The sequence below is a fragment of the Anatilimnocola aquadivae genome (genome assembly GCF_049819085.1).
GTDB lineage: Bacteria > Planctomycetota > Planctomycetia > Pirellulales > Pirellulaceae > Anatilimnocola.
In genome coordinates this window covers 1614005-1629124 of record NZ_CP187419.1, presented here as the reverse complement: position 1 = coordinate 1629124, position 15120 = coordinate 1614005, and the positions used below count along the sequence as shown (strand labels likewise).

The following is a 15120-nucleotide window of genomic DNA, read 5'->3' as shown; positions in this document are numbered from 1 at the left end:
TACAGCTACCTATTTTGGTTCTCTCGCGACCTGATGAACTGCGTGGGGAGTTGCTTGCTGCCAATCTTCCGCTGCAAATCCTTTGCTAACTCCGCAAACATCTCTTGGCACTGTGCGGCGATCTCTTCGGGGGATTTTGGATTGGCCGTGCCCAGAACGGGCAGTCGTTGTCTCCAGCGCAGGTCGTCGAGCAGTTGGGTGCGCAAGTAATCGAACAGGTCGATGCCGGTGGGCGAGAGAACGCCGACGGAGAGGGACGTGGAAAGCTCGGTCGCGCTGGTGCGATGCCAATAGCCGGCGGGGATGTAGAGCCAGTCTCCCGCGCGCAGCGTACAGTGCAGGGCCGGCATGATCTCGCGCTCGTAACGCATATCGGCGGGGATGGTCTCGACGAGCGGCCAGGGGTTGACCGTGTTCTTGCGCAGCCACCAATCTTTTGAACCTTCGGTCTGCAGAATGAAAACCTCTTCGGCGTCGTAATGCCAGCTGAAGCCCGGTCGTTCGGCGGGCGTGCAGTAGACGTGGACGTCGATCGGGGCGAGAAAGTCGGCCTGAAACTCAGCCGCCAGTTGGGCGAGTTGCGGATGATGCCGATCGGCATGTCGCAGACACAGCGTATAGCCGGCGGCCAGTGCTTCCTGCCCGAGGGCGGCCGAGTTGACTGCGGCACCTTCCCAGGGGCGACCCTCGCGGGTGACGAGCAGGTCCAAGTCAGGCTGCGGCAAGAGCAGGTCGCACGTCTGGGCAGCCGTCCACGTGATAACCTCTTGGCAGCCGCCCGGCTTGGCGAATGGCGTGCGGAAAAAGTTCTCTTCCAGGAAACTGGCTGCGGCTACTTCGCCGAGCAACTGCTGCAAAATCATCGTGGCGGTCCTCCGCAGTCAGCTTAACAAAGCGAGGGTCCGCGCAGGTTGTAAGCGGTCGAGTTTTGGTCAGTCTGTTCGCGAGGTATTCATCGGCTACGGCCAGCGCCGATTTCGCCGTGCCAGATATCGCGAAAAACGCCTGAAAACACCTTGTTTTGAGATTTGGCACCGAACGTGCATTTACTGCCACCACGATCACCGACGTGGTGTGATCAAAATTGGAACAAGGTTTCGGGGGTTTACTGCCATGGGTACTTTGGGTGCGATTATTGTGTGGTGTGTGTTTGGTCTCGTCATTGGCCTGATCGCACGGATGTTGTATCCGGGTCGTCAATCGATGGGCTTTCTGGCCACGATGGTGCTCGGCATCGCCGGCTCGCTGCTGGGCGGGTTCATCTCGTGGGCTTTGGGTTTCCGCCCCGAAGATGGTGCCTTCCGCGGCGCCGGTTGGATTATGTCGATCGTCGGCGCACTGATCGTCGTCTGGATCAGTCTGTACGCCTCGTCGCGCGGTAGCAGCAGCCTGCGTGGCGTGTAGGTTTAGGCCAAGAGCTCGCGGATGGGATTCCCCTCCGCGAGCTTAATCGGCCTGCCTTGGTCGGAAATGTTTTTGGTCTCGGGATCGATGCCGGTCGCCTGGCAGACCGTCGCGAGTACATCGCCGACATCAACTTTCCCTTCTTCGACCTTTTCGCCATCGGCGCTAGTCCGGCCGTAGGCTTGGCCACCCTTGATGCCACCGCCGCCCAGTACACAGGTCCACGCAGCGGGAAAGTGATCTCGCCCGCCCTGCATGTTGATCTTGGGTGTGCGGCCGAATTCGCCAATCCACAAAATAGTGGTCGTCTCCAGCAGCCCGCGATCTTTGAGCTCTTCCATCAGCGTGCCCCAACCGGCGTCGAGATCGGCGGAAAGACTCTTTACCGCGGCAAAGTTGGCCATGTGAGTGTCCCAGCCGATGCGATTCTCGGCGAGATCACCGAGCGAGACTTCGACGAAAGAAACTCCGCGCTCAATGAGCCGGCGGGCCATCAAGCAGCCCTGACCAAAACGGCTGCGACCATAGGCATCGCGCACCGCGGCTGACTCTTGCGTCAGATCGAAGGCCTCAGCCGCCTGGCTATCCATCAACTTGAGAGCCCGCTGATAGACAGTGTTTTGCGCGACCGGCACCGGGCCGCGATGCGTCGCCAGAAAGTTCGCCTGCAGAGACTTCCAAAGTTCCAGTCGCTCAGCCATCTCTTGTTTGGTCACATGCCCGGGTGGCGAGAGATCGTCCACCTTCAACTCGGCATAGCTGGTGCCTCCCGGCATCGGTGGCTGCAACGAATCGTTGGCACCAACGGTCAGCGGCGAATAGCGCGGACCGAGAAAGCCCGGGCCAAAGGCCTGCGGATTGAAGGCACGGTACGGAGCGATCGCCACGTTCTGCGGCACGGCATCATCGTCGCGGCCGAGCGCCTTCGAGAGCGACGAACCAATGCCAGGATATTGAATGGGCCCCTGAGGCTGATGGCCGGTGCGCATCAGGTACGTCCCGCGGCCGTGATCGCCTTCCTTGGTGCTTAGGCTGCGAATGACCGCCAAATGGTTGGCCATTTTGCCGAGCTTGGGCAAGTGCTCGCTGAACTTGAGTCCCGGCGTGGCCGTCGAGACTTCTTTGAACTCGCCGCCGTTGGTGTGACCGGGCTTCATATCGAAGGTGTCGGTCTGCGTGGGTCCGCCAGTCATCCATAGCACGATGCAGCGCCGCCGTGGTGGCGTCTTCTCTTCCGCTGCCTGCACGCGCGAGGCGAGACCACTTCGGCTGAGGCCCAGCAATCCCAAACCGGCAGCTTGCAACCACTGCCGCCGCCGCCAAGTGAACTCGGAGGAAAACATTGTGCCAGGCTCCGCAGACGAGAAGAGAAGTAACCTCACCACTATTGGGACCGCTTTCGCGGCGAATTGCAAGCGCCGCCGGGCAGCAAAAAAATCAGCGGCGAAAAGTCAGGTGCAAAAAATCAGCGGCGTTTATCGACGCGGCGAGGTCGCATGGCTGTGGCGAGGATGCTGCACAGGACAATGCCCAGGAAGAAGCCGAGCAGAATCACGCCGACAAAAGCCCAGGGGGCGGGAATGATGTTTTCGATGCCGTGGTTGAGCGAGACGCCGAAGATCGAGCAGAGCGTGACGATGGGAAAGAAGAACGCCGCGAGCAGGTTGAGGCGGTGCGAGGCGAGGGCCATTTGATGCGAAGCGGCCGTTTGCTCTTCGGTCTTCTTGGCCAGGGCAAAATCGAGGGCTGTCTGCACTTCGCCCAGCAACAACTCGGCTGCTCGTTCAATTTCGTAAGCGCGGTCACGGAAGTTGATCAGGTCGCGGTCGCTGGAAATCTGCGAGCGGGCCTCTTGCAGGGCGGCGTGCAAGTTACGCGTCGTGCGATGGAGCGGGCCCATCCCTTCAATGATGCGAAACATCTCGTCGACCGTGGTCGCGTTGTCTTCCAGGCGGTCGAATTTTTCGACGAGATCGCTGAACTCGCCCAGGTGCTTCGCAAGTGCCCCCGAACCAGGCCCAAGATCGCTCGACAGCCAACTGCCATCGGCCTTGCGCCAGAAGAAGCGACCTTGCCGCTCGTTCTCGTTGGCTTTGGGCGGCTTGTGCAGCACGAGCAGCAACTGCCCGTCGGTCAGCATCGCGCGTTGCCGGCCGACTTTATCGCCCAGCCGCTCGCGGATACCGGCGGGAACGTCCCAGGTGGGAGGCAAGATGTTTTTTACAACCGGCATACGAAGTTCTCGGGGCCACGGGAATGCAGAATGCAAAACGAAGAATGCAAAATGAAGAGTTCAGGATGCATGGTCCGACTTTGTCTTTCATGACTTTGTCTTTCATTCTGCATTCTGACTTCTCACTTCTGCATTTCACCTACGGACTCTGCCAGCCACTCGTCGCATGAAAGGCAATGACCGCGTCGACCAGTTCGTCCGGGCCGTCTCGCAGCACGTCGCAAGCGGGCAGACCGAACTCGGCCTTGACGCGAGCTCGTTCGGCGGCTGCTGCGGCGGCGTCGACTCGGCGACTGTTGATCGCAATGCCGATCACCTGGCAGCTCTGATGGATATTCGCCATCAGCTCGAACATCTTTTTAATTTCCGCAAGTGGTGGTATCGGCACGCTTTCCACGCCAGTCACCGTGTCGCGGCCAATCTCATAACACAAGATTAACGCTTGCGGAGCACAGCCGTGCAGCAAGCTCAGTGTGACGCCCGAGTACGAAGGATGAACGAGGCTGCCCTGGCCTTCGACCACGACAATCTGGTGATGCTGGTTTTCGAGAATCATCTTTTCGGCTGCACCAGCCACGAAGTCGGCCACGATGCAATCGACGGGCAGGCCGTCTCCTTCGATCATGATGCCGGTTTGTCCGGTAGCGATGAACTTGGCGTCCCAGCCCTTCTTCTTCAGTCCATTGGTCACTTCCACGCTGACGACCATCTTGCCGATGCTGCAATCGTGACCGACGGTGTGCAATCGCAGGCAATCGGGTCGTAGGCCTTTGCGGCGAGCAATCGTCTTCTCGCTGTTCGAGCGAACATCGACGAGCTTCACACCCGCTTTATCCGCAGCCTGCTTGAACTCGGGGTCGTTGTTCAAAAAATCGTGCAGACCGGAGACCACATCCATCTTCCGGTTGATGGCCTGCAGGATGATTTTCCGCCACGATTGCGGAATTTTGCCTCCGGGCGGAGCGATACCGAGCAACAGAGTATTGGCGGTCGGTGCTTCATCGAGATTGGCAATCACCGGCACGGGCTCGCCGGTAGTAACGGCCAGCAGCTCGCGCGAATTCTTGCCGACCTGCGTGCTATCGAGCATCGCGACGACTTCTTCGCGGCGATAGCGAATCACGTTGGCGGCGGTTTTGCCGGCGTGAGGTTCCGAGTGACCTTCTGTAAGGCAGACGATTTGGCGAGACGTCATGGGTTTCTGACCGGTGGAGTCGATGGGGAAAACTCGCGGCTACGTGGTTCTCGAGGATGTGTTCCGTAGGAACGCGCGTCCGCTGAAAAACTTTCAGCGGATTGTACTGCAAGGAGCGAGAGCTTGCTCCTTGGCAGGCGCCAAGATACGCGGGGCGGCAAGCAATCCCTGGGGAGTGCTTCGCCAGCGCAGCAAAAAGGGCGGGTCCATCGATCCTGATGAAGCCCGCCCAACACGGGAGTGAGAAAGCCTGTGTTTCGACGCAGCAGCGGGTGCGAACTGCGTACGTTCAACTGTACGCGCGCCGGGGCAGGCGTCAAAGCAAACCTGAAGTGAAAAGGTCCCGTTCGCGGAAAATCTTGCCACGGCGGTTCCGATTGTGCGAACTGTGCTCAATGGGCCGAACCACCCGCGCTAGGTCCACAGTCGATATACTTCCAAGGGAGATCCGTCTGTAACGCTTGCCAACGAAAATACTGCCATGAATCCCGAGTTAAGCACCGAACTGAACCGCTGGCCCGAACTCGACGTGATCGCTGTCGGAGCCCATCCCGACGATGTCGAAATTGCCTGTGGCGGCACGCTCGCTAAGCTGGTGAAGCAAGGTTACCGCGTCGGCATCATCGATCTGACCGACGGTGAACCGACGCCCCGTTCGCCTGGACCGGAAGTGCGCCTGGCCGAAGCTCGCCGCGCGGCAGAGACGCTCGGCGTGCAGGTGCGCGTGACGCTCGACCTGCCCAATCGCCGGCTGTTCGACAGCTTCGAAGCGCGCGTGGCCCTGGCCAAGGAGTTTCGCAAGTATCGGCCGCGCGTGGTCATTGGTTTTGGCGATAAGACGCCGCTGGCTTCGCCCGATCATTGGCAAGCGATGCAGATCACCGACGCCGCGATCTTCTACGCGCGACTGACGAAATGGGATCACCACTTCGAAGGCTTGCCGGTGCATGTCATCGCTTCGCAACTCTATTTTCGACTCGCTTTCGAGCCGGCCAACCTGCAGGGCTTTCCCAGCCACTTTACGGTCGACATCAGCGAAACGCTGGAAGACAAGTTGGCTTCGGTGGCCTGCTATGAGACGCAGTTTCCGAAAGAGAAGGCGTATGTCTTCGACCGCGTCAAAGGGGCCGCGCTCATCGCCGGTGCCGCGAGCGGCTTTCACGCGGGCGAAACCTTCGTGAGTGTGCGACCGCTGGGAGCCATCGACCTGGTGAAGACCGCGCTCGGTCAGGTGTGAGCCGATTGCCACCACCCTGCCGAGGGGCGCTCACAAACTGGGGGTGGTTTGTGAACAGCACCTGCAGTATCTCTCGGGTGCGGCGCGCGTTGGTGTTCACAAACCCGGCAGGGATGTGAACACAATTTCTCCGGCAGGGTCCGGAATCATTGCAACTTGCCGCGGGCCACGACGGGAATCGTCTCGACGAACTGGTCGCCGCGAAAGGCGTGAAACTGTTCGTGCAGCATGATGGTCAAGTCGGCGTAGCCGGGAATGATCTCCAGGCGATCGCCGATTTTCAGTGATTCCGGCGGGCCTTCGACGAGTAACTGTCCGTGTTCGGCCGAGAGGCGAGTCACTTTCAGGTCGGGGCGATCTTTAACGAACGGCAGAGCAATCTCCATGTTGAGCGCCTTGCGTCCCGCGTCGATGATCGCCCGGTCTGGCGTCGGTCGACTGACCACCGTGGCGATCACGCTCAAGGCAAAGCGAAAGCCGGGAACCTGGCACAGTTGCCGATAAAAGGCGTCCATGAAGATGGCACCGCCCGCTTGAATCTCGGTGATACCGGGCTGCATCGAGCACAGATGAATCGTGCCCGTGCCACCACAACTGACGAGGTCGCAGTTCAGTCCGTGACTGCCAATGAGCTGTTGCTGGGCGACGAGCAGTTCCAGCGACTCTTGCACCGAGCGAGCTTTTTCGTCTTGATCGGCGACGGCCATCAAGTGCCCTTCGTAGCCCATGATGCCGACCAGTTCGAGTCCCGGCAGTTGATCGACGGCCTGCGCGAGCGCCAGTGTTGGTTCGCCCGGTTGCACTCCCACACGCTGCAAGCCGATATCGACTTCCAAGATGCAGCGAGCTCGCAAGCCCGCGCGATGCAGCGCGTCGCTCAGCGGTTGTGCCTGGTCGAGGTGATCGACGGCAACAATGGGATCCGCGATCTTGCGAAGTTCCACCAGCCGCGCAACCTTCTTCGGCCCAACGAGCATGTTGGCAATCAGCAGATCGTGAATGCCCGCTGCCCCAAAGATTTCCGCTTCACCCAGCTTGGCACAGGTCAGGCCGATCGCGCCGGCCTCGACCAGTCGCTGGCCGATTACGGGCGACTTGTGACACTTGGCATGCGGCCGCCAATCGATATTCTGCAGCGCGCACATCGTCACGACATCGCGGACGTTCTCGTCGAACGCATCCAGATCGAGGCACAAGGCGGGAGTATCGAGATCGTCGCGAGTCATGGCGGGAAGGGGCTAGGAACTGGGGGCTAGGGACTAGTAATGACGGCACGGAATCTCATGCTACGATATCCGGCTCAGTCCGACACGATACCGGTCATCGAATCTGGTCCGCTACACGTCGCTCATCTTTCTCCCCAGATCCCAGTTCCTAGCCCCCAACTCCCTACCCCATGCAACTCACCTGGAAACCTGGACCGCTCAATAGTGCGTTGCATGCCGCCGCGGCCATTGCGAGCGGCAAGACACTGGTCGATGCGCAGTTGCAGCAAGCGATCGCGGAACCAGCAGAGTCGCTGAAGCAGGAGATCCTGGTTACGGGGATGCCGGAGAAAGCCTTTCGCCGAGCACTGGCAGGTTTTGCCACACAGTTTGACTCGCCGCGGCAGATCGTCGAACGCGCGGTAGTGAAGGTGCAAGGCAATACTGCACGCGGCGATCTGACGATCGCGAAGTTAACCGCCGTGCTCACGGCAGTGGTGCAAGCATTTCAGAAGGCGTGCCCCAATCCGGCGGAAACGCTTCGGCTGCGAGAACGTCCGCTCCGCGAGCAATGGGAATCGCGCGGTGCCGGCATGCTGCGGCAAATCAGTCTGCTTACCGACGAACGGCTGCTGGTACCGGAGGCAACCATTCTGCTGGTGCATCCTGCCTTGGGCGGCGGCGGCGAAGCCCACCTGCAGCAGAATGCGGTGACCATCGAAGCGGTCCTAACGAACAGCGAACCTCGCTTGCCGGAGATCGTTCGTCTGGCCTGGCTCCTCTCGCAGTTGAATTGCGACTTGCCAGCCTTTGCCGATCACATCCATGCCCAGCGGTTGCCGCACGTCGCTGCGTTTGCCCTGCTGCCTGCCGCGCTCGAAGCAGCCGCCGAAGTGGAACTTGGCGAGTTCTCGCCCGAGCAAATCCAACGTGCCATCACAGCCTGGTCGTTGCCCAGATTGGCCGATCTCGATGCGGCTCAAATCGTCCACGACTGGTGGCAAGTCTATCGCACCGACAAACCAGCCTGGCCCACCGCCCAGGCGGCGCTGGATCAAATGCTGGGTTAGGTCAATCTTCCGCTTTCACAACGAACAACCAAGAGAACTTTCCTCATGGCCAATGACCAACCTCTCCAGGGCAAACGGATTCTTACCTTCGTCGGCGACATCTACGAAGACCTCGAACTTTGGTATCCCAAGCTGCGATTGATCGAAGCGGGGGCCGAAGTGGTTGTGGCCGGCGAAAAAGCGGGCGTGACCTATGCGGGCAAACATAGTTATCCGTGCAAGTCGGACGCGGCTTATGCCGATCTACGCGCGGCTGACTTCGCGGGCCTCGTGGTGCCCGGTGGCTTCATGCCCGACAAGCTGCGGCGAGATCCGGTGCTGCTCAACATCGTCCGCGACTTCGACAAGCAACAAAAGCTGATTGCAGCCATTTGTCACGGTGGCTGGATTCCGATTTCGGCCGGCGTGTATAAAGGCGTGCGCGTGACAGGCTCGCCGGGCATCAAGGACGATCTGACCAACGCCGGAGCGATCTGGGAAGATGCAGCCGTCGTTGTCGATCGCCATTTCGTCAGCAGTCGCAAGCCCGATGACCTGCCCGATTTTTGCCGCGGATGTTTGCAGGTGTTAACGAAGTAACATCTGGGCCGGAACATCGCGGAGTACCGCTTGACCCGACCTACGACGGAGTCCCTTGTGGCTGAGAAAAAGATGGAGCAGTGGGGTTCGCGACTGGGAGTAATCCTGGCCGTCGCCGGCTCGGCGGTGGGTCTCGGAAACTTCCTGCGATTTCCCGGTCAAGCCGCGCAGCATGGGGGCGGCGCGTTCATGATCCCGTACTTCGTGGCGCTGCTGCTACTGGGCATTCCCTTGGGCTGGGCCGAGTGGACGATGGGGCGTTACGGCGGCTTGCGAGGTTTCAATTCCGCGCCCGGCATTTTCAGCGTCATCTGGCGAAACCCGCTGGCGAAGTATCTCGGCGGAGTCGCGCTGCTGATTCCCCTTGTGATCTACATGTACTACGTCGTGATCGAAGCGTGGTGCCTCGCCTATGCCTGGCAATACCTCACGGGCGAACTGATGCTCGGCAGCGAACCGCAAAAATACACCGATCACTTCAACAACTTCATCGGTGCCAATCAAGATGGCTCATTACTAAGCGCAGGCCATTCCAATCTGCTCGTCTTTATCGCGATCACGTTCGTCACGAACTTTGTGCTGATCTACCGGGGGATCTCGAAAGGCATCGAAGACTTCTGCAAATGGGCGATGCCGATCATGGCCATCTGCGCCCTATGCGTCCTCGTCCGCGTGCTCACGTTGCCGCCGCCGAATCCAGACAGGCCGGAGCAGAATCTGCTCAACGGCCTCGGCTTCATGTGGAACCCAAATTTTGCCGCGCTATCGAAGCCGCAGACCTGGTTGGCCGCTGCGTCACAGATTTTCTTCAGTCTGAGTGTGGGCTTCGGAATTGTGATCAACTATTCCAGCTACTTAAAGAAGAAGGACGATGTCGTTCTCGGCAGTTTGACCTCCAGCTCGGTGAACGAGTTTTTTGAAGTCTGCCTGGGCGGCATGATCACCATTCCAGCGGCGTTCATGTTCCTGGGAGCCTTCACAAGCGGCGGCACGTTCGACCTGGGCTTTCGCGTGCTGCCGAACGTCTTTGCTCAAATGCCTGCGGGGCGATTGTTCGGCTTTCTCTGGTTCTTCATGCTCTTCTTGGCGGCGATTACCAGCAGCCTGTCGATGCTGCAGCCGGTCATCGCCTTCTTGGAAGAAGGGCTCGGTCTGCAGCGGAAAGCATCGGTGAGCCTGCTCGGTGGCATCACCTTGCTGGGCAGCGGGTTCGTCGTCTATTACTCGAAGGGAATGCTGGCGCTCGATACGCTCGATTTTTGGGTGGGCACGATGTTCATCTTTGTGCTCGCCATGATCCAGGCATTTCTCTATGGCTGGGTGCTGGGCATCGAGCGCGGGGAACACGAAGCACATCAGGGGGCTCACATGCGAATTCCTCGCTTTGTGCAGTTCCTGCTGAAGTATGTCACGCCCGTCTATTTGCTGGCCGTCTTCATCGGCAGCCTGGCAACGCAGGGTCCGACGTACTTCGAAACGCTGACGACGAATCGCGTCGCTGGTCTCTCGTTCTTGTTGATCATGCTCATCCTGACCGGGTTGATCTTCGCCATCTTTATCGCCGGTCGGCGTTGGCAGGCCGAAGGGCGATTTGATCGCTTGCCCGCGGAAGAAGGAATTGAATCATGAATGCACAAGGCTGGGTCATGATGATCATGTCGGTGGGGTCCGTTTTGACGCTCACCACTTACTGCTTGTACCGGGTGCTGACATTGCCGCCGGCCGAGGTTGAAGACCTGGCGTCGAAACTGACGATTGAGCCCACCGATATCGAAAAGTAGGGGTTTCCACTTCGAATCGAGCTACTTGTGATGAAGTCGTCGCACACATTAGTACTGCACCTTGGCTTGCTATCGATCGCCTGCGCATCATGCTTGGCGCGCGATTCATCTGCGTTCGAAGCGCCCAACATCGTCGTCATTCTGGCGGACGATCTGGGTTATGGGGACGTGCAAGCGCTCAATCCGGAACGTGGCAAGATCGCGACGCCGAACTTGGATCGGCTGGTGAAAGAAGGGCTTAGCTTTACGGACGCCCACAGCGGCTCCTCGGTCTGCACTCCCACGCGGTATGGCTTGCTCACGGGACGCTACGCCTGGCGTACTCGTTTGCAACAAGGCGTACTCGATGGTGGCAACGATGAGCCTTTGATTGCCGCCGGGCGACTCACCTTGCCGGGCTTGTTGAAGCAGCATGGCTATCACACCGCTTGCATTGGCAAATGGCACTTAGGATTTGTAGCCCAGGCACCGGCGGATGGGGCTACGGCGGGTGGCAAAAAGAAGCTGGGGAGTGGTGGTGCGCCCGTGGGGTCGGCGATCAAAGGCGGGCCGGTGTCGCGCGGCTTCGACTATTACTTAGGCTGCTCGAACGCGCGGACGATGTCGAGCCTCATCGAAAATGACAAAGTCATTGAGCGGATCGAGCCGGTCGCGATGCTGCCGCGGCTCAGCCAGCGCGCGGTGGAATACGTCGGCGAACGGGCCGCGCAGGAGAAGTCTGGCCAGCCATTCTTTCTGTACTTTCCGCTGACCTCGCCTCACACGCCGATTGTGCCGTCACCGCAGTGGCAGGGAAAAAGCGGCCTCGGCAGCTACGGCGACTTTGTGATGCAAACCGACGCGGTGGTCGGTGAACTGCTCGCGGCACTCGACAAGCACGGACTCGCCGACAATACGCTAGTGATCTTCACTGCCGACAATGGTTGCTCGCCCGCTGCCGGAACCGGCAAGTTGGAGCAGCAGGGGCACTTTGCCAGCGAACGCTCTCGCGGTTACAAGGCTGACATTTGGGATGGCGGCCATCGCGTTCCTTTTGTGGTTCGCTGGCCGGGTAAGGTACGAGCCAATAATCGCAGCAATCAACTCATCTGTCTAACAGACCTGATGGCAACCTGCGCTGAAGTTGTCGCTGCCAAACTCCCTGCTGATTCCGCCGAAGACAGCCAGAGTGTGCTGCCGTTGCTGTTGGGCCAAGACACCGTGCCGCGTGAGGCCGTCGTACATCACAGTATCGAAGGCAAATTCGCCATCCGTCAGCAGCAGTGGAAGCTCTGCCTGTGCGCCGGCAGCGGTGGCTGGAGCAAAGGGGGCGGCCCGGACTCGCCGCAGCTGTACGACATGCACACCGACCCCGGCGAAACGAAGAACCTGGCGACGCAGTATCCCGAAGTCGTCAGCAAACTTACGAAACTCCTCGAGCAATCGGTGCAGGATGGCCGCAGCACACCCGGGGCAAAACAAGCGAACGACGTTCCGGTGAGGATCCTCAAAAACGCACCTGAAAAAACGAAGTCGAAAAAGTAGACCACATCATCCAATGCACTCGCGCCTCTTCGGTGAGCCACTATGAAATCTCTCCCGCAAGCTCTCCTCGGTATCTTTCTCGCCCTGCTCCTCTGCTCGCTCGGCGTGGCAGCGGAGAAGCCCAATATCCTTTGGCTGACGAGCGAGGATCATGGCCCGCAGATGGGCTGTTATGGTGACAAGCTCGCGCGCACGCCTAACGTCGATGCACTGGCAGCGAAGGGGATGGTCTTTAACCGCGCGTGGTCGGTCGCGCCGGTCTGCGCTCCGGCTCGGACGGCGATCATCACCGGCTTGTACACCTCGAGCAGCGGCGGTCAGCACATGCGCTCGATGGTTTCGCTGCCGGACGAGATAAAACTCTATCCGCATTATCTGCGCGCGGCCGGCTACTACTGCACGAACAATAGCAAGGAGGATTACAACGTCCGCAAGCAGCGCGATTTGTGGAATGAGTCATCCGCCAATGCTCACTGGACTAAGCGGGCCGCAGGGCAGCCGTTCTTTGCGGTTTTCAATTCGACCAAGAGTCACGAAAGCCAGCTGCGCACTCGTCCGCACCAGCAAATCACCGATCCGGCGGAGGTACGCGTGCCGGCCTATCATCCCGATACACCGGAAGTGCGTCAGGACTGGGCCCAGTATTACGACAAGGTGAGCGAAGCCGATGCCGACGCCGGCAAACGCTTGCAGGAACTGGAAGAGGCTGGCCTGGCCGCGGACACGATCGTCTTCTATTACGGCGACCACGGCAGCGGCATGCCGCGCAGCAAACGCTGGCCCTGCAACTCCGGCCTGCATGTGCCGCTAGTCGTCTACTTTCCCGAGAAATGGCAGCACCTCGCCCCGAAAGAATATCAGACCGGCGGCAAGAGCGACCGCCTGGTCAGCTTTGTCGATCTCGCGCCGACGCTGCTGAGCATCGTGGGTGTCGAGCCGCCGTCCTCCATGCAAGGTCACGCCTTTGCCGGTAAGTATCAGGCCGAGCCGCAGCCTTACTTGTTTGGAGAGCGGGGGCGCATGGACGAGCGGATGGATCTCGTCCGCAGCGTAACTGACGGGCGATACGTTTATCTGCGCAACTACTTCCCGCATGTTTCGCAGGCCCAGCATGTGGACTATCAATTTGCCACGCCCACCACGCGTGTCTGGCGTAAGCTGTTCGACGAAGGGAAAGCCACCGAGGCACAGGCTATCTTCTGGCGCGAACCGAAGGCGCCGGAAGAGCTGTACGATCTGCAGAGCGATCCCGATGAGGTTCGCAATCTGGCCGGTTCCGCCGAGCACCGCGCTGTTTTGGAGAAATTGCGGAAGGCCCAACGCGAGCACCTGGTCGCGATTCGCGATGTTTGCTTTCTGCCGGAAGGGGAACTGCATTCGCGCTCGGAGCGGAGCTCGCCCTATCAGTTGGCCCGCAACGACGACAAGTATCCGCAGGCGCGCATCGTCGCCGCCGCGGAACTCGCTTCCAATCTTTCACCCGCCGCGCTGCCGGAGTTGAACAAGCTGTTGAAAGACACCGACAGCGCCGTGCGCTGGTGGGCGGTGCTCGGCCATCTGATGCGCGGCCAAGCTGCCGTGGCCGGGAACGAACTCGCGATTCGCCAGGCACTGCGTGACGATTCTCCCTACGTCCGCATTGTCGCCGCCCAAGCACTGGGGGAGTACGGAGCGGACGATGCTCGTGCAGCGGCGCTCAAAGTTCTGAGTGAAGCTGCTCCGCCGAAAGAGAATGGCCTGTTCGTCTCGATTTCTGCTCTGGCCGCCATCGAGGCGCTCGGTGACAAAGCGTCGTCGTTGCACCCGCTCGTGCGCGAACTGGATCCTGTCGTCCCAGGACAAGATGCACGCTACAGCAACTACGTGCCGCGCCTGATTCAGAACATCACTCCCGATGCCAAACCGGTGGACAGTCCGCCGAAGAACAAGACTAAGACCAAAGCGAAGGCCAAGTGACCGCGAGTGATTGAGAATCGGCTAGAGGTCCGAATCTAACCCCAGACTCTTCGCGAAAAATCAAAAATATTTGCCAAGTATCTATTGAATAGATATAAATCTTATGGCAAGTTAGTGCTGGGTTTATTGCGACCAAGTGGTGTCAAATGGCACCCCGGGGCGGCATTCTCTGTTGGGCAAATTCCGCCTCTGCGGCGCAAGTCATCGGGAACCGCAAAAGGGGGGCGTCCAACAATTCGAGGCTGGCGAGGAGTAAGAATGCAGTCTTTGCCGGGAATGGTGAAGATCGCCTGGGGCAAAGGCCGGCCATTGTTGGACGTTTAGGTTGAAAAGGGAGGTCGCGGCAGCGAAAGTTACGGCAAGTGGGATGACGAAACCGCGGGGCGGAGGATCGTCGATGACAACCAAAAAGTCGACGCTCGTGTTTGTCTACGGCACGCTGCGGCGCGGGGGCTCGCGGGCGATTCCCGATCGGTTTCCGGCTGCCAAGTTCCTGGGGAAGGCGCGGGTGACGGGGCACCTGTTCGATCTGCAAGCCGCCGGCGATCACTACCCGGGCCTGTTGCTGGACGAGAACGGGACGGCCGTCTTCGGCGAGGTGTACGAGGTGGATGAGAAGACGTTGCGGCGGTTGGATGCCATTGAAGGCGACTCGGGCGATCCTGGCTCGTCCCTGTTCAGTCGGACGGCCACCGTCGCCTATTCGCAAACTGCAGGTCAGCGATGGGATTGCTTTGCTTATGAATTCAACCGACTTCGGCATCCTTATCAGCGGTTGATTCGTGGCGGTGATTGGATCAAGTACCTGGCCGAACGAGGTAACGACAAGTAGATCGGACGGCGATACGGGGGGCTGTTCAGGGGGGACAATTTGGTTATCAAACGGTTATCAAGAAGTGGGGCCATAACCGAGAACCATGAAGCTCAAGTCTTGAT

At 59.6% G+C, this 15120-nt stretch carries 14 protein-coding genes; 9 read left to right on the top strand and 5 right to left on the bottom strand.

The features are described 5' to 3' along the window. Positions 1 to 5: 5 nt before the first annotated feature. On the bottom strand, positions 6 to 863 hold the full coding sequence (locus NA78x_RS06530) for a JmjC domain-containing protein (protein ID WP_425617626.1): 858 nt from the start codon (positions 861 to 863) through the stop codon (positions 6 to 8). 250 nt (positions 864 to 1113) lie between these two features. Between NA78x_RS06530 and NA78x_RS06525 the strand changes: the two genes are divergently transcribed. Further along, positions 1114 to 1404 carry a GlsB/YeaQ/YmgE family stress response membrane protein gene (locus NA78x_RS06525; RefSeq protein WP_425617625.1) on the top strand — a complete coding sequence of 97 codons (291 nt, stop codon included), beginning with the start codon at positions 1114 to 1116 and terminating at the stop codon, positions 1402 to 1404. Positions 1405 to 1406: 2 nt separating this feature from the next. Here the strand turns inward: NA78x_RS06525 and NA78x_RS06520 are convergent, their stop codons facing one another. From NA78x_RS06520 to NA78x_RS06510, 3 genes are all read right to left on the bottom strand, one after another. After that, positions 1407 to 2747 carry a DUF1501 domain-containing protein gene (locus NA78x_RS06520; RefSeq protein ID WP_425617624.1) on the bottom strand — a complete coding sequence of 447 codons (1341 nt, stop codon included), beginning with the start codon at positions 2745 to 2747 and terminating at the stop codon, positions 1407 to 1409. Positions 2748 to 2869: 122 nt separating this feature from the next. Next, positions 2870 to 3637 carry a hypothetical protein gene (locus NA78x_RS06515; protein ID WP_425617623.1) on the bottom strand — a complete coding sequence of 256 codons (768 nt, stop codon included), beginning with the start codon at positions 3635 to 3637 and terminating at the stop codon, positions 2870 to 2872. A gap of 139 nt (positions 3638 to 3776) precedes the next feature. Further along, positions 3777 to 4832 carry a DUF1611 domain-containing protein gene (locus NA78x_RS06510; protein ID WP_425617622.1) on the bottom strand — a complete coding sequence of 352 codons (1056 nt, stop codon included), beginning with the start codon at positions 4830 to 4832 and terminating at the stop codon, positions 3777 to 3779. Between the two features lie 481 nt (positions 4833 to 5313). Here NA78x_RS06510 and NA78x_RS06505 point away from each other — a divergent pair, with 481 nt between their 5' ends. Further along, positions 5314 to 6069 (top strand): PIG-L family deacetylase, encoded by a 756-nt coding sequence (locus NA78x_RS06505; RefSeq protein ID WP_425617621.1) that lies wholly within the window; start codon positions 5314 to 5316, stop codon positions 6067 to 6069. 146 nt (positions 6070 to 6215) lie between these two features. On the opposite strand, the gene NA78x_RS06500 is transcribed toward NA78x_RS06505, so the two are convergent. After that, complete coding sequence (locus NA78x_RS06500; RefSeq protein WP_425617620.1) at positions 6216 to 7295, bottom strand: DSD1 family PLP-dependent enzyme; 1080 nt, start codon at positions 7293 to 7295, stop codon at positions 6216 to 6218. Positions 7296 to 7465: 170 nt separating this feature from the next. Here NA78x_RS06500 and NA78x_RS06495 point away from each other — a divergent pair, with 170 nt between their 5' ends. The 7 genes from NA78x_RS06495 to NA78x_RS06465 all read left to right on the top strand — a co-directional run bounded on the left by NA78x_RS06495 (position 7466) and on the right by NA78x_RS06465 (position 15016). Next, entirely contained in the window at positions 7466 to 8344 is an 879-nt protein-coding gene (locus tag NA78x_RS06495) for a hypothetical protein (protein ID WP_425617619.1), read from the top strand. 45 nt (positions 8345 to 8389) lie between these two features. Continuing rightward, positions 8390 to 8923 carry a type 1 glutamine amidotransferase domain-containing protein gene (locus tag NA78x_RS06490; RefSeq protein WP_425617618.1) on the top strand — a complete coding sequence of 178 codons (534 nt, stop codon included), beginning with the start codon at positions 8390 to 8392 and terminating at the stop codon, positions 8921 to 8923. Between the two features lie 57 nt (positions 8924 to 8980). Then, positions 8981 to 10552 (top strand): sodium-dependent transporter, encoded by a 1572-nt coding sequence (locus NA78x_RS06485; RefSeq protein ID WP_425617617.1) that lies wholly within the window; start codon positions 8981 to 8983, stop codon positions 10550 to 10552. Next, the gene (locus NA78x_RS06480; protein WP_425617616.1) at positions 10549 to 10704 is read left to right on the top strand and encodes a hypothetical protein; all 156 of its coding nucleotides are present in this window, start codon (positions 10549 to 10551) and stop codon (positions 10702 to 10704) included. The genes NA78x_RS06485 and NA78x_RS06480 overlap by 4 nt, the downstream gene beginning before the upstream one ends. A 30-nt stretch (positions 10705 to 10734) precedes the next feature. Beyond that, on the top strand, positions 10735 to 12228 hold the full coding sequence (locus NA78x_RS06475; RefSeq protein WP_425617615.1) for a sulfatase family protein: 1494 nt from the start codon (positions 10735 to 10737) through the stop codon (positions 12226 to 12228). A gap of 42 nt (positions 12229 to 12270) precedes the next feature. Then, entirely contained in the window at positions 12271 to 14184 is a 1914-nt protein-coding gene (locus NA78x_RS06470; RefSeq protein ID WP_425617614.1) for a sulfatase-like hydrolase/transferase, read from the top strand. Between the two features lie 397 nt (positions 14185 to 14581). Next, on the top strand, positions 14582 to 15016 hold the full coding sequence (locus NA78x_RS06465) for a gamma-glutamylcyclotransferase family protein (protein ID WP_425617613.1): 435 nt from the start codon (positions 14582 to 14584) through the stop codon (positions 15014 to 15016). Positions 15017 to 15120: the final 104 nt, after the last annotated feature.

Coding starts and splice junctions, on each gene's coding strand:
- NA78x_RS06530 (WP_425617626.1), bottom strand. CDS start 863: ATGATTTTGCAGCAGTTGCTCGGCGAAGTAGCCGCAGCCAGTTTCCTG.
- NA78x_RS06525 (WP_425617625.1), top strand. CDS start 1,114: ATGGGTACTTTGGGTGCGATTATTGTGTGGTGTGTGTTTGGTCTCGTC.
- NA78x_RS06520 (WP_425617624.1), bottom strand. CDS start 2,747: ATGTTTTCCTCCGAGTTCACTTGGCGGCGGCGGCAGTGGTTGCAAGCT.
- NA78x_RS06515 (WP_425617623.1), bottom strand. CDS start 3,637: ATGCCGGTTGTAAAAAACATCTTGCCTCCCACCTGGGACGTTCCCGCC.
- NA78x_RS06510 (WP_425617622.1), bottom strand. CDS start 4,832: ATGACGTCTCGCCAAATCGTCTGCCTTACAGAAGGTCACTCGGAACCT.
- NA78x_RS06505 (WP_425617621.1), top strand. CDS start 5,314: ATGAATCCCGAGTTAAGCACCGAACTGAACCGCTGGCCCGAACTCGAC.
- NA78x_RS06500 (WP_425617620.1), bottom strand. CDS start 7,295: ATGACTCGCGACGATCTCGATACTCCCGCCTTGTGCCTCGATCTGGAT.
- NA78x_RS06495 (WP_425617619.1), top strand. CDS start 7,466: ATGCAACTCACCTGGAAACCTGGACCGCTCAATAGTGCGTTGCATGCC.
- NA78x_RS06490 (WP_425617618.1), top strand. CDS start 8,390: ATGGCCAATGACCAACCTCTCCAGGGCAAACGGATTCTTACCTTCGTC.
- NA78x_RS06480 (WP_425617616.1), top strand. CDS start 10,549: ATGAATGCACAAGGCTGGGTCATGATGATCATGTCGGTGGGGTCCGTT.
- NA78x_RS06475 (WP_425617615.1), top strand. CDS start 10,735: ATGAAGTCGTCGCACACATTAGTACTGCACCTTGGCTTGCTATCGATC.
- NA78x_RS06470 (WP_425617614.1), top strand. CDS start 12,271: ATGAAATCTCTCCCGCAAGCTCTCCTCGGTATCTTTCTCGCCCTGCTC.
- NA78x_RS06465 (WP_425617613.1), top strand. CDS start 14,582: ATGACAACCAAAAAGTCGACGCTCGTGTTTGTCTACGGCACGCTGCGG.